Here is a 19,839-nt window from a genome sequence, read left to right on the forward strand (position 1 = left end):
ATTCCTCACACAATCCTCACCCGGGTGGCTTCCCCGGTTGTTCCGCGCCCGCCTAACCTGCGGGCGCCATGGATTACTGCCACCCGTGCCGACGGCATCTCAACGGAGCCCTGGCCTGCGCCGGGTGCGGTACGCCCGCCGAGGCGCTGGGCCCTTACGCGATGCCCGCGGACGCCGGCCCCGCCCCGGCCGAGCGGCACGGGGCGGCCGCCCCCGCCGACGGGGACGGCGCCCCCGGCCGCATCCGGAGGGACGCCCGAAGGCCCCGGGGCGACGCCGCCCGTGAACCCGGACGAGCGTCCCGCAGCGAGGCCGGTGGGGTGACCCGGACGGGCGAGGCCGGTGGGGACGCCCGGCGCGGCACCGCCCGCAAGCCCGCCCGGGAGTCCCGCCGCGACGCCGCCCGTGAGCCCCGCCCCGGCTCCCGGCGGCGGGCCCGCGGCAGCCACCGGCGGCGCGGCCGGACCGTGCTGCTCGGGGTTCTCGGGCTGCTCCTCGCGGCGGGCGCCCTGAGCCTGGCGGAACTGGCCGTGGAGCCCGGGCGGGACGACACCGCGGCCGACTTCGTCAGCGACGCGCCGGCCGACCCGGCCGAGCCCGGGCCCGCGAAGACCTCCGCCGAAGCGCCCCGCGATCCCGGTCCGGCCGGCTCCCGGGCCGGGGCGGCCACCGGCCCCGCTACCGACGCGAAACCGGCGGACGCCCGCGGCGAAAGCCCGGACCCGTCCGGCTCCCCGGGCCCCGGCGCCTCCACCACGGACGAGCCCACCGCCTCCCCGGAACCCGACGGGGCGGACCCGTCCGAGGCCCCGGACAGCCGGCCCGCCGACCCACCGGGCGCGGACGACCCGGAGGAGCCGACGACCGCGCCCCCGCCGCCCCCGGCGGAGCCGACGCCCGCCCCGACCCCCTCCCCGACCTGCACCCGCTTCCTGTGGTGGTGCGCGTAGGCAGGTGAGCGCGACGCCTACGGGGTCTCCTCCCCCAGCATCCGGCGCAGCAGATCCCGCAGCACCGTGCGCTCGTCGTCGGAGAGCCCGGCCAGCGGCTCCCGGGCGAAGTCCAGCGCGTCCCGCAGCTCACGGGCCGTACGCCGGCCCCGCTCCGTCGCCGCGGCCAGCTTCACCCGCCGGTCGGCCGGATCGGGCCGCCGCTCGACCAGGCCCCGGGCCTCCAGCCGGTCGACGATCCCGGTGATGTTCGACGGCTCGCACTTCAGCCTGACGGCGATCTTCCGCATCGGCAGCGGATCCAGCGAGAGCAGCCCGAGCACCCGTGCCTGCGCGCCCGTGAGGGAGTGCTCGGCGGCGGCCCGGTCGTACTCCTCGTGGTAGCGCGCCACGACGGTGCCGATGAGCTCGACGACCTCAAGGGTCAGGGTGTCTGTGCGAGTGGCCATGGACGACAGCGTACCGATTTACTTGACATCATGAAATATTCAGGAGCATGGTTGTTTCATGTCATGAAGCTTTTCGTGCCGTGCGGCGCGGAGGCTCACCCCCCGTAGGACATTGAGGAGAACCCGAGCCCATGTCTGCAGCACTTCCCACGTCCAGCCGCGAATGGCACCTCGTCGCCCGCCCGCACGGCTGGCCCAAGGCCGAGGACTTCGCGCTGCGTGAGGCCGCGGTGGCCGCTCCGGCCGAAGGCCGCATCCTCGTCCGGAACAAGTACTTCTCGGTCGACCCGTACATGCGCGGCCGGATGAACGACGTGAAGTCCTACACCCCGCCCTTCAAGCTCGACCACCCCATGGACGGCGGCGCGGTCGGCGAGGTCATCGCCTCGAACGCCGAGGGCTTCGCCGTCGGCGACCACGTCCTGCACGGTCTCGGCTGGCGCGAGATCGCCGACCTGCCCGCCAAGCACGCGGTGAAGGTCGACCCCGACATCGCCCCGCTCTCCGCCTACCTCGGCGTGCTCGGCATGCCCGGACTCACCGCCTACGCGGGCCTGTTCGAGGTCGCCTCCTTCAAGGAGGGCGACGCGGTCTTCGTCTCCGGCGCGGCCGGGGCCGTCGGCAGCCAGGTCGGCCAGATGGCGAAGCTCAAGGGCGCCTCCCGGGTCATCGGCTCTGCGGGCTCCGACGAGAAGGTCAAGCTCCTCGTCGAGGAGTACGGCTTCGACGCCGCGTTCAACTACAAGAACGGCCCGGTCCGCGACCAGCTCAAGGCCGCCGCCCCCGAGGGCATCGACGTCTACTTCGACAACGTCGGCGGCGAGCACCTCGAAGCCGCGATCTCCTCGCTCAACGTGCACGGCCGCGCCACCATCTGCGGCATGATCGCCCAGTACAACGCCACCGAGCCGACCCCCGGCCCGAACAACATGGCGATGATCATCGGCAAGCGGCTGCGCCTCCAGGGCATCCTGGTGAGCGACCACTCCGACCTCCAGCCGCAGTTCGTCCAGGAGGTCGCCGGCTGGCTGGCCTCGGGCGAGCTGAAGTTCCAGGAGACCAAGGTCGAGGGCATCGAGAAGGGGTACGACGCCTTCGTCGGCCTGCTGCGCGGCGAGAACACCGGCAAGATGATCGTCTCCCTGGTCTGACCCGCCTCCTGCCGTTCGCCGGGCATCGGCCGCGCGTTACGCTCGTCCGCAGGCCGTCGCGATCGTGGGCGCGAGTCGCGGCGCACCAACCGGAGGAATCGTCACACCATGACCATCCAGAAGATCGACGTCGCCTACACCGCCGTGGCCACCGCCGAGAACGGCCGCGACGGCCGGGTCTCCTCCGACGACGGTCACCTCGACGTCGTCGTGAACCCGCCGAAGGCCCTGGGCGGCAGCGGCGAGGGCACCAACCCCGAGCAGCTCTTCGCGGCGGGCTACAGCGCCTGCTTCCAGGGCGCGCTGGGCGTCGTCGCCCGCCAGGAGAAGGCCGACGTCTCCGGCTCGACCGTGACCGCCTCGGTCTCCATCGGCAAGACCGAGGCCGGCGGCTTCGGCCTGGAGGTCGCGATCAGCGCCTCCATCCCGAACGTCGACGCCGCCACCGCGCGGGCGCTCATCGAGAAGGCCCACCAGGTCTGCCCGTACTCGAACGCCACCCGCGGCAACATCGAGGTCGAGCTCTCGGTCGCCTGACCGTCAGGACTCCACACGCGAGGACCGCACCCCTGCCAGGGGTGCGGTCCTCGCGGCCGTTGCGCACGCCGTACGCTGACGCCCATGAGTGATCTCGGGGCGGGTTTCGGCTACTTGATGAAGGGGCAGCGCTGGGTTGCCCGGCACGGACGATGGTTCGGCTTCGGGCTGCTGCCGGGGCTCGTCACCCTCGTCGTCTACGCCGGAGCTCTGATCGGACTCGGCTACGGGGCCGACGACCTCGTCGGCTGGGCGACCCCGTTCGCCGACGACTGGTCCTCGCCCTGGCAGGGCCTCCTGCGCACCGGGCTGACCGCGCTCGTCTTCGTCTTCGGTCTGTTCCTCGCGGTCATCACCTTCACCGCCGTGACCCTCCTGGTCGGCCAGCCCTTCTACGAGTCGCTCTCCGAGGAGGTCGACCGCAGCGAGGGCGGCGAGGTCCCCGAGTCCGGACTGCCGCTCTGGCGGGAGCTGTGGATCTCCGCCCGCGACTCCGTACGCATTCTGCTGCGCGTCGCCCTGTACGGGATCATCCTCTTCGCCTGCGGTTTCATCCCGGTCGTCGGGCAGACCGTGGTCCCCGCGATCGGCTTCTGCGTCTCCGGCTTCTTCCTGGCGGAGGAGCTGACCGCCGTCGCCCTCCAGCGCCGGGGCATGGTCCTCAAGGACCGCCTCGTCCTGCTCCGCGGCCGCCGGATGCTGGCGCTCGGCTTCGGCGTCCCGCTGGTCCTGGCCTTCCTCATCCCGTTCGTCGCGGTGTTCCTGATGCCGGGGGCCGTCGCCGGGGCCACCCTGCTCGCCCGCGACCTGCTGGACCCGGACCCGGACCCGGAGACCGAGCCCAGTCCCGGCACCACGGACAGCGGTGACGTTCCCCCGGCCCCCCGGACGTGGTCCGCGTGACCGAGCTGCTGGCGGTCGCCGCCATCACCGTCCTCGCGGTCGTCTCCCCGGGCGCCGACTTCGCCATGGTCGTCCGCAACAGCTATCTGTACGGGCGCACCACCGGCGTCCTCGCGGCGGCGGGGGTCGCCGGGGGCGTCCTGGTCCACGTCACGTACACGATGCTCGGCGTCGGGCTGCTCATCGCCTCCTCGACCGCCCTGTTCACCGCGGTCAAGCTGGCCGGCGCCGCCTATCTGATCTACATCGGGGTGCGCACCTTCCTGGCCCGCGCCGACCTCGACGTCGACCTGTCGGACCGGCCCGGGCTCTCCCCGTTCGGGGCGCTGCGCAGCGGCTTCCTGACCAACGCGCTCAACCCGAAGACGACCCTGTTCGTCGTCGCGACCTTCACCCAGGTCGTCGGCCCCGGCACCGCGCTGTGGCAGCAGGCGGGGTACGGCCTCTTCATGTCCGCCGCCCACCTCGGCTGGTTCGCCCTGGTCGCGCTGTTCTTCTCGCACTCCCGGCTGCGGGGCGCGATGCTGCGCCGCCAGAAGGCGCTGAACCGCTCGATCGGCTCGGTCCTGGTCGGCCTCGGCATCACCCTGGGTCTGGCCCGCTGAACGGCCTCCCCACCCTGCCCCCCTCCTCCAGCACCAGGTTCCGGTCGTGTCGCCGCCGGGTCCGTGCTGTCCGTGCCGCCGGTGACGGTCATCGACCCCGCGCGGGCGGCTCCGCCGCCGTGACGTTGCGGTAGGCGATCTCCGCCAGCCGGGCCTGGCCGTCGCGGCTCGGGTGGAACCAGTCCCACGGGCTGAGCTGCGTCCCGGTGAACCGGAAGTCGAACACCGCCCCGCCGTCGTACCGGCAGTGACGATCCTTCGCACACACGTCCCGCAGCACCTCGTTGTACGCCACCACCCGGTCCTGCACGGCATCCCGCCGGGCCACGGCGGCCGGCCCGAGGTCATCCGCGTCGGCCAGCATCGACTGGCAGATCCCGAGGCTCCAGATCCTCTTGCCCAGCTCGTTCACCCGCCCCGTCGACCAGAGCCGCTTCAGGTCCGGCACGCTGGAGACGTACACCTGCGCCTTCGGCGCCCCCGCCCGCAGCTGCCGCATCGAGGCCTCGAACGACGCCCGGAAGTCCGCCACCGGCGTCATCAGCCGCACCGAGTCCCGGCACGCGTCGTTCGCGCCCGTCATCACCGTCACCAGCTCCGGCCGCTCCTTCGCCGCCCGCGCCATCTGCTCCGGCAACTGGACCATCCGCGACCCCGACACCGCGAGGTTCCAGCTGCGGTCCGCCGCCCTCGACGGGCCGAGGAGCCGCACCGCGAGACTGCGCACGGTATCGTCCGTGCCGGTCGCCCACGACACCTCCGGGCAGTCGGCCAGCACCGAGCAGGCGTCGAAGCCCCGGGTGATCGAGTCCCCGACCGCCGCGATCGACCGGGGCCGGGGGTTCCAGTCCGGGGTGGGGGAGGGGGACGGCGAGGCGCTGCGCGAGGAGGCCGGCGCGTTCCGCGACACGCCGCCCTCCGGGCCGCCCCCGGAGCATCCGGCCAGCACGGCGACGCCGAGGGACGAGAGCGCCGTCAGTGCGGCGGCAGCGGTACGCATCCGTGGGCGTGTCGCACGCTCCGGCATCGGTCGGGTCCCCTCCGGTCAACCTGTGGCGTATGCCTCTGGACATGCCCCCGGCAACCACACGATCCCCAGGTCGGGGCCGTGCGCGCCCTGCCGGGTGAAACCCGGCGAATCAGGGGCCTGAGACCGACGGTACGTCACACGGACGGCCCCGGCGCACGGTAGCTTTTCCCCGTCGAACCAGTGGCGTTCCGCCCGCCCGCGCACACGGACGGCTCCGGTACATTACGTCACGTCACATACTGTCCCTTTTCAGGAGATTAACTCCCGATGCTGTTTACTGATGACAACCTCGGGCCCTGGCCGGAAAGAGGCGGTACGGACGCGAGGCCGCTGGGGAAGGCGTACCTCGTCCCACACGGGAGGTTCCGGTGACGACACGTGGAGTCCTGTACGTTCACTCCGCACCGCGCGCGCTGTGCCCACACGTTGAGTGGGCAGTGGCGGGCGTCCTCGGTGTGCGGGTCCAGCTGGACTGGATCAGACAGCCGGCCGCGCCCGGCACCTGGCGGTCCGAATTCTCCTGGCAGGGCCGCGCCGGCACCGCCTCGCAGCTCGCCTCGGCCCTGCGCGGCTGGGATCTGCTGCGCTTCGAGGTGACCGCCGAGCCGTGCCCCACCGCCGAGGGCGAGCGCTACAGCTCCACCCCCGGCCTCGGTATCTTCCACGCCGTCACCGGCATGCACGGCGACATCCTGGTCCCCGAGGACCGGCTGCGGGCCGCGTTGGCGCGTTCGGTGCGCGGCGAGAGCGACCTGGAGACCGAGATCGCATCGCTGCTCGGCAAGCCGTGGGACGACGAGTTGGAGTCCTTCCGCCACGCGGGCGAGGGCGCACCGGTCCGCTGGCTGCACCAGGTCGTCTGAATTCCGGGCGCGTGATCAAGCCCCTCCGGCGATGGAGGAGCGGGGTCCGGGACAGAGCCCCGCAAACGATGAAGCCCGCTTCCCAGGATCCCGGGAAGCGGGCTTCGCCCGTACGGCAGGGTCACACGGACCTGAACGCCAGCACCACGTTGTGCCCACCGAACCCGAACGAGTTGTTGATCGCCGCGATCGGCCCCTCGGGCAGCGCCCGGGGCTCACCGCGCACGACGTCCGCCTCGACCGCCTCGTCGAGATCGTCGACGTTGATGGTCGGCGGGGCCGTGCGATGGTGCAGCGCGAGAACGGTGGCCACCGTCTCGATACCGCCCGCGCCACCCAGCAGGTGACCCGTCATCGACTTCGTCGCGGAGATCGCGACATGGTCCAGGTCGTCGCCCAGCACCCTCCGCAGCGCCTTGATCTCCGCGATGTCACCCTGCGGCGTCGACGTGGCGTGCGCGTTGAGGTGGACCACCTCGGACGGCTTGAGGTCGCTGGAGTCCAGCAGGTTCTGCATCGCGGCGGCGATGCCCCGCCCGGTGGGCTCGGGCTGCGCGATGTGGTGGGCGTCGGCCGACAGGCCCTGGCCCAGCACCTCGCAGTAGACCTTCGCGCCACGCTTGGCGGCGTGCTCGGCGGACTCCAGGATGACGACGCCCGCGCCCTCGCCGAGGACGAAGCCGTCCCGGCCGGTGTCGTACGGGCGCGAGGCCTTCTCGGGCTCGTCGTTGTTCTTGGACATCGCCATCATGTTGGCGAACGCGGCGATCGGCAGCGGGTGGATCGCCGCCTCCGTGCCACCGGCGACGACCACGTCGGCACGGCCGGTACGGATCATCTCGACGGCGTACCCGATGGCCTCCGCGCCGGACGCGCAGGCCGAGACGGGGGTGTGGACGCCGGCCTGGGCGTTGACCTCCAGGCCGACGTTGGCCGCCGGGCCGTTGGGCATGAGCATGGGCACGGTGTGCGGGGAGACGCGGCGTACGCCCTTCTCCTTCAGTACGTCGTACTGGTCGAGCAGGGTGATCACGCCGCCGATGCCGGAGGCGATGACCGAGCCCAGGCGTTCGGGGGCGATGGCCTCGTCCTCGCCCGCCTTCGCGGTGAAGCCCGCGTCCGCCCAGGCCTCGCGGGCCGCGATCAGCGCGAACTGCGCCGAGCGGTCCAGCTTGCGGGCCAGCGGACGGGGAAGGACGTCGCCCGGGTCGACGGCCGCGAGGGCGGCGATCCGGACGGGCAGGTCGGCGAAGCGCTCGCCTTCGAGAGGCTTGACGCCGGACCGGCCGGCCATCAGACCTTCCCAGGTCGATGCGGAGTCGCCACCCAGCGGAGTGGTTGCGCCGATACCGGTGACGACCACGGTGCGATTGGTCGAGTTCACTGGAAAATCTTCTCCACGTGTAGAGGGTCGTGAATCAGCGGCGCCACCGCCGGGTGGCGACACAGCCGGGCTGGGATCAGCCCTGGTGCTTCAGGATGTAGTCGGCGGCGTCGCCGACCGTCTTGAGGTTCTTGACGTCCTCGTCGGGGATCTTCACGTCGAAGCGCTCCTCGGCGGCGACGACGACCTCGACCATGGACAGCGAGTCGACGTCGAGGTCGTCGGTGAAGGACTTCTCCAGCTGGACGTCCTCCTCCGGGATCCCGGCGATCTCGTTGACGATCTCGGCGAGACCCTTGACGATCTCTTCCTGCGTGGCGGCCATCTTGGCGCTCCTTCGGTGGTTTCTTCGGTGTTCGTGCATCCGGACCCAAAAGGTCCGGTGTGCCTAGGGGAGGGTAACGACCGTCGCGGCGTAGACGAGACCCGCCCCGAAGCCGATGACGAGCGCGGTGTCGCCGCTCTTCGCCTGACCGGTCGCCAGGAGCCGCTCCATGGCGAGCGGAATCGAGGCGGCGGACGTGTTGCCGGTGGACTCGATGTCACGGGCGACCGTGACGTGCTCCGGCAGCTTCAGGGTCTTCACCATCGAGTCGATGATCCGCATGTTGGCCTGGTGCGGGATGAAGACGTCCAGGTCCTCCGGGGCGATCCCGGCCGCGTCCAGCGCCTGCTGGGCGACCTTCGCCATCTCGAAGACGGCCCAGCGGAAGACCGCCTGGCCCTCCTGCGTGATGGCGGGGAACTTGACCTCGCCCTTCGAGTCGAGCGGCAGCTGCGAGACGTCGCCGAGGCGGAACTCGTTCCAGCCGACCGTCTGCTTGATGGTCTCGGACTTGTCGCCCTCGGAGCCCCACACGGTCGGGCCGATGGCCGGCTCCTGGGAGGGGCCGACGACGACGGCGCCCGCGCCGTCACCGAACAGGAAGGCCGTCGCGCGGTCCTCCAGGTCGGTCAGGTCGCTGAGCCGCTCCACGCCGATCACGAGGACGTACTCCGCCGAGCCCTCGACGACCATGCCCTTGGCGAGGGTGAGGCCGTAGCCGAAGCCCGCGCAGCCGGCCGAGATATCGAAGGCGGCGGGCTTGCCCGCGCCGATCCGGTGCGCGATGTCGGTGGCGACGGCCGGGGTCTGCTTGAAGTGCGAGACGGTCGAGACGACGACCGCGCCGATCTGCCCGGGGTCGATGCCCGCGTCGGCGATGGCCTTGCCGGACGCCTCGATCGACATCATGGCCACGGTCTCCTCCTCGGAGGCCCAGTGGCGGCTGACGATGCCGGAGCGGGAGCGGATCCACTCGTCGGACGAGTCGATCGTCTCGAGGATCACCTCGTTCGGCACGACCCGGGTCGGGCGGTAGCCGCCGACCCCGAGGATCCGTGCGTACGGGGCGCCCTTGCTGGGCTTGATCTTCGACATGCTCGCTCCTTAGACGCCTGCGTGCTCGGACATGAGCGCGCGGGCCGCGTCGAGGTCGTCGGGGGACTTGAGCGCGAGCGTCTTCACGCCGGGCAGCCCGCGCTTGGCGAGTCCGGTCAGCGTGCCGCCGGGACTCAGCTCGACGAGTGCGGTGACGCCCAGGGACTGGAAGGTCTCCATGCACAGGTCCCAGCGGACCGGGTTGGCGACCTGTCCGACGAGCCGGGCGACGACCTCGGTGCCGGTGGCCACGGTGTGGCCGTCGGCGTTGGAAACGTAGCGCACGGTCGGGTCGGAGACGGTGAGGTCGCCGACCGCCGCGCGCAGCTTCTCCACGGCCGGGGCCATGTGGTGCGTGTGGAAGGCGCCGGCCACCTTCAGCGTGACGACCCGGCGCACGCCCTCGGGCATGTCGGCCTCCAGGGCGGCGAGCTGCGCGGCGGTGCCCGCGGCGACGATCTGGCCGGAGCCGTTGACGTTGGCCGGGGTCAGCCCGAGCTTCTCCAGGTGCGGGACCGTGACGGCGGGGTCGCCGCCGAGGAGGGCCGCCATACCGGTCTCGGTGACCGCGGCGGCCTCGGCCATGCCGAGCCCCCGGGTCCGGACGAAGCGCAGGGCGGCCTCGTCCTCGATGACACCGGCGAGCGCGGCGGCGGTGATCTCACCGACGCTGTGGCCCGCGACGACGTCGGGGGAGGCGGCGTCCAGGGCGGCTGCGGAGAGCAGCCCGGCGGCCACCAGGAGCGGCTGGGCGACGGCCGTGTCGCGGATCTCGTCCGCGTCGGCCTTCGTGCCGTAGTGGGCAAGGTCGAGCCCGATGGCGTCGGACCAACCCGCGATGCGGTCGGCGGCACCGGGGAGGTCGAGCCAGGGAGTCAGGAAGCCGGGCGTCTGAGCGCCTTGGCCGGGAGCGACGAGTACGAGCACCCTCACACTCTCTCTTGTGGACGGCTCCGCACGCCCGTGGGGACAGGGACGAAGAACCGTCGGGGGAATTGTTGAAGTCCAACAAAAGTCTAGGACTGAGGATCCGCTGCGGCCAAGCGCCCCAGGATCAGGGCGATCCGCAGCGTGAACGCGGAGCGCACATCGGAGGGTGACCATCCGGTGACGTCGGTCACACGTCGCAGCCGGTAGCGCACGGTGTTGGGGTGCACAAAGAGCATCCGGGCGGCGCCTTCCAGACTGCTCGCCTGCTCCAGATAGACACTCAGCGTTTCCAGAAGAGCCGAACCGGCCTCCTCCAGCGGTCTGTAGATCTCCTCCACCAACTGGTCCCGCGCGGCCGGGTCTCCGGCCATCGCGCGCTCCGGGAGGAGATCGTCCGCCAGCACCGGGCGCGGCGCGTCCTGCCACGCCGAGCACGCCTTCAGACCGGCCGCCGCCGCCTGCGCGGACCGCGTCGCGGCCAGCAGGTCGGGCACCACGGGCCCGGCGACGACCGGCCCGGCCGCGTACGGCCCGATCAGGCCCTTGGCGACCTGGAGCGGATTGTCGCTGCCGCCCGCGATGACGACGAGCCGATTGCCCAGGACTCCCGTGAGGACCTGGAGCTTGGCGTGCCGGGCGGCGCGCCGGATCGCCTCCACGGTCAGCTCGCTGTCGCCGTCGGGCGCGGTGCCGAGGATGACGCAGACGTGCTCGGGGGAGTTCCAGCCCAGTGCGGCGGCCCGGGAGACGGCTCCTTCGTCAGCCTCGCCGGAGAGCACCGCGTTCACCACCAGCGACTCCAGCCGGGCGTCCCAGGCGCCCCGGGCCTCGGCTGCCTGGGCGTAGACCTGGGCGGTGGCGAAGGCGATCTCGCGCGCGTAGACGAGCAGCGCCTCCCGCAGCAGCGACTCGTCGCCGGGGGCGGCCACGTCCTCGATCGCGGCCTCCATGACCTCGATCGTGGTCCGCACCATCTCCACGGTCTGCCGCAGGGTGATGGCCCGGGTCAGTTCGCGCGGGGCGGTGCCGAACACATCGGTCGAGATCGCCTGCGGGGTCTCGGGATGCCGGAACCACTCGGTGAACGCGGCGATACCGGCCTGGGCGACCAGGCCGATCCAGGACCGGTTCTCCGGCGGCATCGCCCGGTACCACGGCAGCGATTCGTCCATGCGGGCAATCGCGTTCGCGGCCAGCCGGCCGGAGGACTGCTCCAGCCGTTTCAGGGTCGCGGCATGCAGGTGGGCGTCGTGGGCGGCGGGCTGCTCAGGATCGGGTCGGGGCACGAGGACAAGACTGCCTTATCGGGCCGGTGGATCGGTGGGGCGGGGCGACGCAGCACCGTACCGGCGGGTAGCGGCAGACGGGGTGCGAGGCCCCGCGTCCGCCGCGCCGAGCCGGATCCGCCTCCCCCGGGCTACCGTGGCCGGGTGATATCCGTGCACCGGTCCGAGGACCGCTACCGGGGCGGCGACGAGGCCGCCGGGATCGACACCCGGCACGCCCTCTCCTTCGGCCCCTTCTACGACCCGGACAACCTCCGCTTCGGCCCGATCCTGGCCTGCAACGAGGAACGCCTCGCGCCGGGCGCCGGGTTCGAGGAGCATCCGCACAGCCACACCGAGATCGTCACCTGGGTCGTCGAGGGCGAGCTGACCCACCGCGACTCGGCCGGGCACTCCACCGTCGTCCGGGCCGGGGACGTGGCCCACCTGAGCGCCGCCTCCGGGGTCCGCCACGTCGAACGCAACGACGGCACCGACCCGTTGACCTTCCTCCAGATGTGGCTGGCCCCCCTGGAGCCGGGCGGCGAACCCTCGTACACGGTGGTGCCCGGCATCGCCGACTCCACCCCGTACGCCCTGCCCGGCGCGACCGCGATGCTCCACGTCCGCCGCCTGACCGAGGGCGGCCGCACGGCGGTCCCGGACGCGGCGCGCCTGTACGTGCATGTGGTACGGGGCCGGATCGCCCTGGACGGCGAGGAGCTGGGCCCCGGCGACGCCGCCCGGATCACCGACGCCCGGGACCTGGCGGCGGTCGCGGTGGCGGGCCCGGCGGAGCTGCTGGTCTGGGAACTGGCGGGCTGAGGCCTGCCGCTACCGGCGGGCCCGCCACAGGTCGCGCAGCAGCGCGATCTCGGCCATGTGGTGGATGAGCTCCAGATTGCCGTTGGCCAGCGTGCCGATGTACGCGTCGCCGGGATCGGAGCCGTACGGGTACTGCGAGAGGCCGACCGTGTCGAGCTGCTCCTCGGTGAGCGCGCCGATGCTCGCCCGATGCCGGTCGAGGGTCGCCCAGAACCGCTCCAGCGCGAGCGAGGCGGACGGGGTGAAGTCGACCAGCAGGTGCGGGTCCTGCCGCCGCTCGCCGAAGGTCCACTCCCAGCGGCCCTCGAAGTCGGAGTGCAGATGGCCGAGCCGCCACGCGATGGTCGTGATCGGTACGACGTCGGGCTCCGGCTCACCGGTGAACGCGAGGACCTCCTCGACCCGCTCGACGCTCACGCTCCAGTCCTCGGCGACCTGCGCGACGGACATCCCGTCCGCCACCTGCCGTGCGACCTCCGCGTACTCGTTCGCCGGGATCTCCGGCGCCCCCTTGTCGAGGACCCAGGCGCCGGGACCGTACGCCCGGGGCGTCACCGCCTCCTCGCGGCGCCGGATCGACCAGCTGCCGGGCGCGGGCTCCCAGAGGTACTCCTCGTCGCCGAGCCCGTGCAGTCGGACCTCGGCCATCTCCCGGGCCTGGTCGAACTGCTCCAGCAGAATGCCCAGTCGGTCGGTCCGTGGCCCCTGGCCGCTCATGCGCAGCTCCCTCGTCGTACGGCCCCGGGCGGTTCCCGGCGTCCGGAGGGAAGCTAACGGCTCACCCGGCGGGGCGCGACCGAATTCCCGGAGGGTTACCGGAACCTCCCGTCACTCCTGGGGCCGCCCGGACTCCTCGGACTCCTTCGCGCGTCTCTCGGCCAGCCGGTCCAGCTCGCGCATCGCCTGGGCGTGCCCGCTCATCCGGCGGCTCACACTGCCGGTCGTGAACAGCGCGGTTCCCACGAGCGCCACGGGGACGGAGAGCCCGAGGACGGCCAGCGCCTCGGGCCAGTCGCGCTCGGCCGCGCAGTAATCCCCGGCGTACACCCCCTCGTTGGCGGTGCCGCCGTCCGTGAACAGCCGTGCCGCGCACTCCCTCGTGCTGCCGGCACGCGTCTCGACCTCGTACTCGGTCATCAGCAGAACGGCACACCAGCCCCAGAGCAGCCCCGCCACGACCAACAGGACGGTGCCCCAGTCACGTATGCGGGCGGCCCGCTCCCGGAATTCGAGGTCGTAATCTCGTGATCGCATGGCGGACGAATCTAGCAGCGCACCCAGTGGCTCGGTGAAGCCATGTCAGGGCCGAAGCACGGGCAACCGGATCGGCGCGAACTCGGCACGCGGGGAGGCGGGTCGGGGCTCGCGGCAAAGGGCCGGTTCAGCCGGACGCCGGGAGAGCCGCGACGGCCTCAGGACAGTTCGGCCAGAACCGCGTCCGTGAACGGAGTCCACGCCTCCGCCGCCCACGGGCCGAAGGCGCGGTCCGTCAGTGCGACGCAGGCGACGCCCGCGACCGGGTCGATCCACAGGAAAGTGCCCGACTGGCCGAAGTGCCCGAAGGTGGCGGGGGAGGAGGAAACGCCCGTCCAGTGCGGGGACTTGGAGTCGCGGATCTCGAAGCCGAGGCCCCAGTCGTTCGGGCTCTGGTGGCCGTAGCCCGGCAGAACGCCCTTGAGGCCCGGGTGCACGACGCTCTGGGCCTCCAGGACCGTACGCGGGTCGAGCAGGCGCGGGGCCTGGACCTCGGCGGCGAAGCGGACCAGATCGTCGACCGTGGAGACGCCGTCGCGGGCCGGGGAGCCGTCCAGGGTCGTGGACGTCATGGACAGCGGTTCCAGGACCGCCTGGCGCAGGTACTCCGCGAACGGGATGCCGGACGCCTTCGCGATGTGGTCGCCCAGCACCTCGAAGCCGGCGTTGGAGTACAGGCGGCGGTTGCCGGGCGGGGCCGTCACCCGGTGCTCGTCGAAGGCGAGGCCGCTGGTGTGGGCGAGCAGGTGGCGCACCGTGGAGCCCTCGGGCCCGGCCGGCTCGTCCAGCTCGACGGCCCCCTCCTCGTACGCCACCAGCGCCGCGTAGGCCGCGAGCGGCTTGGTGACCGAGGCGAGGGGGAAGCGGTGGCCCACCGGACCGTGCGTGCCGAGGACCGTGCCGTCCGCCCGCACGACGGCGGCCGCCGCCGTTGTGACCGGCCAGGTGTCGATGATGCGCAGGCTCTCCATGTGTCCGAGCCTAACGGCCGGGCCCGGTGGCCTGCCCCGGGCCCCGGCCCCGGGGAGCCCGGGGCCGCCTGGCGGGGGAGGCCCGGCCCCTGCCACCCGGACCGAGGCCCTCAAGCGGCCAGCGGGGCGACCGGTGCCAGCCGGGTCCCCAGGGCCATGATCCGCATGGCCCGCTCCGTCGCGTCCGCCAGGAACTCGCCGCTCCGGCCGATCGCCTCCACCAGCGTCATCGGCGCGGGCAGGATCGCGCTGTACGCGTCGACGCCCACCGCCCGTACGTCCTGTGCGCCCGGCCCGATCGTCCCGGCCAGCACCAGGACCGGTACCCCCGCCGCCCGCGCCCGGCGTGCCACCTCCGCCGGGATCTTCCCGCGCACGGTCTGGTGGTCGAGTGCCCCCTCCGCCGTGATCACGAAGTCGGCGCGGGCCAGGCGGGCGTCCAGGTCGAGGCCGTCGAGGAGGACGTCGTACCGGGGGAGGAGCCGGGCTCCGACGGCGGCCAGGCCGGCTCCCAGGCCGCCCGACGCTCCCGTGCCGGGGGCCGTCCGCAGGTCGACCGGGGCGCCGGCCGTCGGGGCGAACGCCGGGGCCAGGTCCCGGGTGAGGACGGCGGCCAGCCGTTCCAGGCCCGCCGAGAGCAGCTCCACCTCCGCCGGGGTGGCCCCCTTCTGCGGCCCGAACACCCGGGCCACGCCGCGCCTCCCGCACAGCACGTTGTACGGGTTGCAGGCCACCAGCAGCTCGGTGTCGGCGAGCCTGGGGTCGAGACCGGCCGGGTCGATGCGCTCCAGCTCGTGCAACGACCCGCCGCCCGGACGGAGTTCGCGACCGTGCCGGTCGGTCAGCCGGGCCCCGAGCGCCTGGAGCGCGCCCGCGCCCCCGTCCGACGTACCGGAGTCGCCGCAGCCGACGAGGACGCGCCGGGCCCCGGTGTCCAGGGCGGCCCTGATCAGCTCGCCGACGCCGTACGTCGTCGTCGCGCCCGGGTGGCGGCGGTCCGGCGGGACCAGTGCGAGGCCCGCGACCGCCGCCATCTCCACGACGGCGGTGAGCGGGCCGGGCGTTGTGCCGCCGCCCAGCAGCGCGAAGTGCGAGGCGACCGGGTCGCCCACCGGGCCCGTCGCCGTGCACGACACCAGCCTGCCGCCGCCCGCCAGGGCCAGCGCCTCCGCCGTGCCCTCGCCGCCGTCCACGAGGGGGACGAGGTCCAGTTCGGCGTCGGGGATCACCCGGCGTACCCCGGTGGCGATGGCCTCGGCGACCCGGGCGGCGGACAGGGACTCCTTGAAACCGCTGGGGGCGATGGCGATGCGGTGGGGACGAGTGGTCATGGCTGGGTCTCCAGGAGTACGGGCACGCCGAGCAGCGGCCAGACGACGAGGGCGAAGGCGAGGACGAGGGCCGCCGTGAGCGGCGCGAGGAAGGCGGACAGCCGCAGCAGATCGCGCGGGGTGTACGTCGGGGCGCCGGGCACGTCCGCGAAGAGCGCGACCGGCTTGGCCGAGGACGGCAGGGTGTGGCAGAAACCGGCGGCGGCCGTGGACGCCAGCGCCGCGGTGACCGGGTTGACCCCGGCCCCGACCGCCGCCGCGACGACCAGCGGGACGAGGACGGAGGACCGGGCGGAGCGCGACTGGAGCGCCAGATGTGCGGCCGTGCTGACGACGACCACGCCGGCCAGGAAGATCCACGGGGGCGTGGACGCCCCGAGCGGTATCCACCCCACCAGCCAGTCGGCCGCCCCCGAGTCGGAGAGCGCCACGCCCATCGCCATCGTGGCGGCCATGAACAACAGCAGCGGCCAGGGGACCGTCCGCAGACCGTCCTTGAAGCGGACCGTTCCCAGCGCGGGCGAGGTCGCCACCAGCGCGCCGATCAGCGCGACCACGGCGGGCGACACCCCGTGCACCGGCTCGCTGCACCACAGCAGCACGACCGTCGCCAGGAGGAGCAGACACCGGGACTCCGCCGGGGTGAACGGACCTTCGACGGCCGTCTCGGAGTGCTCCTGGATCTGCGCCGCCGTGATCGTGACCGGACCCTTGCGGTCGGCCCGCCGGGTCGTCGTCAACAGCACCAGTTCGGCCGCGAGATGGGAGGAGGCGACCGCCAGCGGCAGTCCGAGGAGCAGCCATTGCACGAAGCTCAGCTGCTCCCCGGTCTGCTCCCACAGCACCCCGACCGTGATCAGGTGCGCTCCCGCCCCGATCAGCGTCGCGACGGCGGACAGCAGGATGACGGTCGGGAAGAGCAGTGCCAGCATGACGACGAGGCGGCCGCGTTCCCGGAGCGCGGCCGCCAGCGCGAGGAACACCGGCAGGGCGAGCGCGGCCCGCCCCGAGGTGGCCGGCACGGCGAACGCGGTGACGACCAGACCCGCGGTGGTCAGATGCGTCAACTGGCGTACGGTCCTGGCCCCGCCGACCAGGAAGACCGCCGCCCGGCCCGCCAGACCGGTCCGGGTCACGGCGGCCGCCAGGACGAAGGCGCAGATCAGCAGCCACACCGTCTCCTCGCCCAGGGTGGCGAACAGGGTCTCGCTGCTGATCACCCCCGTCACCGTCAGTGCCAGCCCCGCGCCGAGCGCGATGTAGGCGTCGTCCACCGGGGTGGCGATCCAGGCCGCGGTGGCCAGGGCGAAGACGGCGAGCGAGAGCCGCCCGTCGGCGCTGAGGCCGGGGGCGGCGCCGGGGACGGCGAGGAGAGCGCAGAGCCCGAGGACGGCGCAGAGGCCGACGGTCTGCCGGAGAGGGAGAGGCACGCTGTACAGCCTCTGCGGGCGGGGTGAGCCGTCGATGAGCCGCCCGTGAAGGATCTTTCATGCGGGCCGTGGCCCGGAGGCCCTAAGGCAGCCGGTACCCCATGCCCCGGACCGTCTCCAGCCGCTCCGCCCCCAACTTCCGGCGCAGCGACCGGACGTACACGTCGACGATGTTGGAGCCGGGGTCGAAGTCGTACCCCCACACATGCGACAGGATCTGCTCGCGCGACAGCACCTGGCCCGGGTGGCGCAGGAACATCTCCAGCAGCACGAACTCGCGCGCCGTCAGATCCACCGTCCGGTCCTCCGCACGGGCCCGGCGCGTCCGCAGGTCCAGGGCGAGGCTGCCGCTGCGCAACATGGTCACCTCGGGCGCGCGGGCGGCGGTGCGCTGGCGCAACCGTACCCGGGCGAGCAGCTCCTCGAAGCGGAACGGCTTCGTCATCCAGTCGTCGGCGCCGCCCTCCAGACCGGCCACGGTGTCGCGGACCGAGTCGCGGGCGGTGAGGACGATCACCGGCAGCGTGACGCGCGCCTCGCGCAGCTCCCGCAGCACGGTGAAGCCGTCCCGGCCCGGCAGCCCGATGTCGAGCACCATCAGGTCGAAGCCGCCGGTCAGCGCGTGGCCCAGCGCCAGGTCGCCGTCCTCGGCGACGACCGTGGTGAAGCCGTTGGCGCGCAGCCCCTTCTGGACGAACGAGGCGATGCGCTCCTCGTCCTCGGCGATCAGGATGCGGTTCATGAGTCGGTCTCCAGCGTGAGTACGAAGGTGGCTCCGCCGCCCTCGGTCCGGCGGAGTTCGACGCGGCCGTGGTGGCCCTCCGCGATGGCCTTGACGATGGCGAGGCCGAGCCCGGCCCCGCTGGTGCGGGTCCCGCGCCGGGACGTGCCCCGGCGGAACCGCTCGAAGATGACCTCGGCGTCCTCCGGCGGAATGCCGGGCCCGTGGTCGGCGACGTACAGTTCGACGCGCCCCGCATCCGCCCGGGAGCCGACGCGGATGCGCTGGCCGGGCACGGTGTGCTGGACGGCGTTCTGCGCGAGCTGGACCATCGCCTGGGTCATCCGCTGCGGATCCAGGCGCACTTCGCGGTCCTCGACCCCGTCGAGCTGCCACTCCCGCTCGCCGAGGGTCCGCACCTTCACGAACACGTCGGCGGTCAGCTCCGCGAGCTGGACGGGCTCGGGGCGCACGAAGTCGGGGCGCTCGGCCCCCGCGAGCAGCAGCAGGTCCTCCACGATCCGGCTCATCCGGTCCAGCTCGTCGGTGACCAGCCGTACCGTCTCCTCCCGGTCCGCCGGATCGTCGCCCATCAGCTCCAGATGGCCCCGGACGATGGTGATCGGGGTGCGCAGCTCGTGCCCGGCGTCGTCGACGAAGACCCGCTGCGCCGCGAACGCCCGCTCCAGCCGGTCCAGCATCGCGTTGAACGTCTCGGCGAGGGCCGCGATGTCGTCCCGGCCCTCCACGGGGATCCGCCGGGTCAGGTCCTGCTCGGTCAGCTCCGCCGCCGTCGTCCGCACGAGCCGTACGGGCGCGAGGATGCGTCCGGCGACGGCCCAGCCGATCCCGGTCGTCATCAGCAGGGCGACCCCGGACAGGGCGAGCAGCATCCAGAACGTCTTGTCGGCGACGGCCCGTTCGCGCTCCGGGTGGAAGGCGACGACGAACGCCCCGGGCTGCCCGCCCGCCGACGGCCCGATCTCGACCTTCGCCCAGCGCAGTTCGCCCTGCGGGCGCTCCAGCGTGCCGAAGGAGTCCTGGGAGGCGCGGATCCGGGTGAGCGCGTCGGTGTCCCGCCACAGGGCGGTGTCCGGCGGAAAGTCGCGGCGCTGCCGGATGACGTCGGGCCGGTCGCCGGCCGGGCCGGTCAGACCCAGCAGCTCCTCGTCCGGGTCGGCGTACTGGCGTTGCAGATAGATGCGGAGCAGCCGGTCGGCGGTGTCGAAGCGGCCGCCGGTGTCCGGGTCCACCCCCTGCGGCACGAAGTTCGCGAACTCGCCGGTCTCCTGCGTGAGCAGCTGGCTGATGCGGTGGTCCACGTCCCTCTGGAGGATCGAGCGCACGGTGACGGCGACCGCGCCCAGCGCGACCGCCATCACGACCAGCAACCACAGCAGGATCCGGACGCGGGCGGAGATCCTCGGGAAGCCCAGGGGCGACCGGCTAACCGTCATCACCGAAGTCGTCGTCATCGTCGTCGTCGGCCGCGGAGGGGCCCGGGACGACGGAGCTGTCCGGTGTACCGGCCGGGGGTGCGGAACCGCTCGGCGTCGGGATGCCGCCCGGGGAGGCGGCACCGCTCGGTGACGTGTCCCGGCCCGGCGGCGGTGTGCCGCGCGGGCTCTCCTCCAGCCGGACGGTGGGGGGCACCTTCGGCGCCTCCGATGAGTCGGTCATGGCGTAGCTGGTGGCCGCTATGCCCAGGGGCACGGCGACGACGGCTGCCAGGGCCGCCAGACGAGGTGAGAAAGCCATGTGTTCACTCTGACGGTCCCGGACGGTACGAACATGAAGCCAGGATGAACAATCTTTCATCT

General features: G+C 72.8%; 22 protein-coding genes. 7 read left to right on the plus strand and 15 right to left on the minus strand.

Features of this window, described 5'->3' with window-relative positions:
• Nucleotides 1-68 precede the first annotated feature (68 nt).
• On the plus strand, nucleotides 69-950 hold the full coding sequence (locus IE145_RS25715) for an SCO2400 family protein (RefSeq protein WP_189527836.1): 882 nt from the start codon (nucleotides 69-71) through the stop codon (nucleotides 948-950).
• A 17-nt stretch (nucleotides 951-967) separates the two neighbouring features.
• Here IE145_RS25715 and IE145_RS25720 read toward each other — a convergent pair whose 3' ends face one another.
• Entirely contained in the window at nucleotides 968-1,399 is a 432-nt protein-coding gene (locus IE145_RS25720) for a MarR family winged helix-turn-helix transcriptional regulator (RefSeq protein WP_189527837.1), read from the minus strand.
• A gap of 131 nt (nucleotides 1,400-1,530) precedes the next feature.
• Here IE145_RS25720 and IE145_RS25725 point away from each other — a divergent pair, with 131 nt between their 5' ends.
• From IE145_RS25725 to IE145_RS25740, 4 genes are all read left to right on the plus strand, one after another.
• A complete protein-coding gene (locus IE145_RS25725) occupies nucleotides 1,531-2,550 on the plus strand; it encodes an NADP-dependent oxidoreductase (RefSeq protein ID WP_189527838.1) in 1,020 nt (339 codons plus the stop codon).
• 108 nt (nucleotides 2,551-2,658) lie between these two features.
• Nucleotides 2,659-3,087: an organic hydroperoxide resistance protein gene (locus IE145_RS25730; RefSeq protein ID WP_189527839.1), complete on the plus strand. Its 429-nt coding sequence runs from the start codon at nucleotides 2,659-2,661 to the stop codon at nucleotides 3,085-3,087.
• An 84-nt stretch (nucleotides 3,088-3,171) separates the two neighbouring features.
• Nucleotides 3,172-3,990, plus strand: a complete 819-nt coding sequence (locus tag IE145_RS25735) for an EI24 domain-containing protein (protein WP_189527840.1) — start codon at nucleotides 3,172-3,174, stop codon at nucleotides 3,988-3,990.
• On the plus strand, nucleotides 3,987-4,595 hold the full coding sequence (locus IE145_RS25740) for a LysE family transporter (protein WP_189527841.1): 609 nt from the start codon (nucleotides 3,987-3,989) through the stop codon (nucleotides 4,593-4,595). Before IE145_RS25735 ends, IE145_RS25740 begins: the two co-directional genes overlap by 4 nt.
• A gap of 88 nt (nucleotides 4,596-4,683) precedes the next feature.
• Here the strand turns inward: IE145_RS25740 and IE145_RS25745 are convergent, their stop codons facing one another.
• Nucleotides 4,684-5,595: an SGNH/GDSL hydrolase family protein gene (locus IE145_RS25745; RefSeq protein ID WP_189527842.1), complete on the minus strand. Its 912-nt coding sequence runs from the start codon at nucleotides 5,593-5,595 to the stop codon at nucleotides 4,684-4,686.
• Nucleotides 5,596-5,993: 398 nt separating this feature from the next.
• On the opposite strand from IE145_RS25745, the gene IE145_RS25750 reads away from it, so the two are divergent.
• The gene (locus IE145_RS25750) at nucleotides 5,994-6,488 is read left to right on the plus strand and encodes a DUF3145 domain-containing protein (RefSeq protein WP_189527843.1); all 495 of its coding nucleotides are present in this window, start codon (nucleotides 5,994-5,996) and stop codon (nucleotides 6,486-6,488) included.
• Between the two features lie 121 nt (nucleotides 6,489-6,609).
• On the opposite strand, the gene fabF is transcribed toward IE145_RS25750, so the two are convergent.
• The 5 genes from fabF to IE145_RS25775 all read right to left on the minus strand — a co-directional run bounded on the left by fabF (nucleotide 6,610) and on the right by IE145_RS25775 (nucleotide 11,508).
• Nucleotides 6,610-7,872, minus strand: a complete 1,263-nt coding sequence (fabF, locus tag IE145_RS25755; protein ID WP_189527844.1) for a beta-ketoacyl-ACP synthase II — start codon at nucleotides 7,870-7,872, stop codon at nucleotides 6,610-6,612.
• A gap of 76 nt (nucleotides 7,873-7,948) precedes the next feature.
• Nucleotides 7,949-8,197 (minus strand): acyl carrier protein, encoded by a 249-nt coding sequence (locus IE145_RS25760; RefSeq protein ID WP_189527845.1) that lies wholly within the window; start codon nucleotides 8,195-8,197, stop codon nucleotides 7,949-7,951.
• Between the two features lie 63 nt (nucleotides 8,198-8,260).
• Entirely contained in the window at nucleotides 8,261-9,292 is a 1,032-nt protein-coding gene (locus IE145_RS25765; RefSeq protein WP_189527846.1) for a ketoacyl-ACP synthase III, read from the minus strand.
• A 9-nt stretch (nucleotides 9,293-9,301) separates the two neighbouring features.
• Complete coding sequence (locus IE145_RS25770) at nucleotides 9,302-10,219, minus strand: ACP S-malonyltransferase (RefSeq protein ID WP_189527847.1); 918 nt, start codon at nucleotides 10,217-10,219, stop codon at nucleotides 9,302-9,304.
• An 89-nt stretch (nucleotides 10,220-10,308) separates the two neighbouring features.
• On the minus strand, nucleotides 10,309-11,508 hold the full coding sequence (locus tag IE145_RS25775) for a PucR family transcriptional regulator (RefSeq protein WP_189527848.1): 1,200 nt from the start codon (nucleotides 11,506-11,508) through the stop codon (nucleotides 10,309-10,311).
• Between the two features lie 144 nt (nucleotides 11,509-11,652).
• On the opposite strand from IE145_RS25775, the gene IE145_RS25780 reads away from it, so the two are divergent.
• Complete coding sequence (locus IE145_RS25780; RefSeq protein WP_189527849.1) at nucleotides 11,653-12,312, plus strand: pirin family protein; 660 nt, start codon at nucleotides 11,653-11,655, stop codon at nucleotides 12,310-12,312.
• A gap of 9 nt (nucleotides 12,313-12,321) precedes the next feature.
• On the opposite strand, the gene IE145_RS25785 is transcribed toward IE145_RS25780, so the two are convergent.
• The 8 genes from IE145_RS25785 to IE145_RS25820 form a co-directional block, all read right to left on the minus strand.
• A complete protein-coding gene (locus tag IE145_RS25785; RefSeq protein ID WP_189527850.1) occupies nucleotides 12,322-13,029 on the minus strand; it encodes a DinB family protein in 708 nt (235 codons plus the stop codon).
• Between the two features lie 111 nt (nucleotides 13,030-13,140).
• Nucleotides 13,141-13,566 (minus strand): hypothetical protein, encoded by a 426-nt coding sequence (locus IE145_RS25790; RefSeq protein WP_189527851.1) that lies wholly within the window; start codon nucleotides 13,564-13,566, stop codon nucleotides 13,141-13,143.
• A gap of 158 nt (nucleotides 13,567-13,724) precedes the next feature.
• Nucleotides 13,725-14,537: a serine hydrolase domain-containing protein gene (locus tag IE145_RS25795; protein ID WP_189527852.1), complete on the minus strand. Its 813-nt coding sequence runs from the start codon at nucleotides 14,535-14,537 to the stop codon at nucleotides 13,725-13,727.
• Between the two features lie 110 nt (nucleotides 14,538-14,647).
• Entirely contained in the window at nucleotides 14,648-15,868 is a 1,221-nt protein-coding gene (locus tag IE145_RS25800; protein WP_189527853.1) for a glycerate kinase family protein, read from the minus strand.
• Nucleotides 15,865-17,298, minus strand: a complete 1,434-nt coding sequence (locus tag IE145_RS25805) for an SLC13 family permease (protein ID WP_189527854.1) — start codon at nucleotides 17,296-17,298, stop codon at nucleotides 15,865-15,867. Before IE145_RS25805 ends, IE145_RS25800 begins: the two co-directional genes overlap by 4 nt.
• Before the next feature lie 82 nt (nucleotides 17,299-17,380).
• Nucleotides 17,381-18,040 carry a response regulator transcription factor gene (locus IE145_RS25810; protein ID WP_189527855.1) on the minus strand — a complete coding sequence of 220 codons (660 nt, stop codon included), beginning with the start codon at nucleotides 18,038-18,040 and terminating at the stop codon, nucleotides 17,381-17,383.
• Complete coding sequence (locus tag IE145_RS25815; protein WP_189527856.1) at nucleotides 18,037-19,476, minus strand: sensor histidine kinase; 1,440 nt, start codon at nucleotides 19,474-19,476, stop codon at nucleotides 18,037-18,039. The genes IE145_RS25810 and IE145_RS25815 overlap by 4 nt, the downstream gene beginning before the upstream one ends.
• Nucleotides 19,466-19,777 (minus strand): small hydrophilic protein, encoded by a 312-nt coding sequence (locus IE145_RS25820; RefSeq protein WP_189527857.1) that lies wholly within the window; start codon nucleotides 19,775-19,777, stop codon nucleotides 19,466-19,468. The genes IE145_RS25815 and IE145_RS25820 overlap by 11 nt, the downstream gene beginning before the upstream one ends.
• Nucleotides 19,778-19,839 lie beyond the last annotated feature (62 nt).

This window comes from Streptomyces sindenensis (genome assembly GCF_014649035.1).
In the GTDB taxonomy this organism is placed as follows: Bacteria; Actinomycetota; Actinomycetes; order Streptomycetales; family Streptomycetaceae; genus Streptomyces; species Streptomyces sindenensis.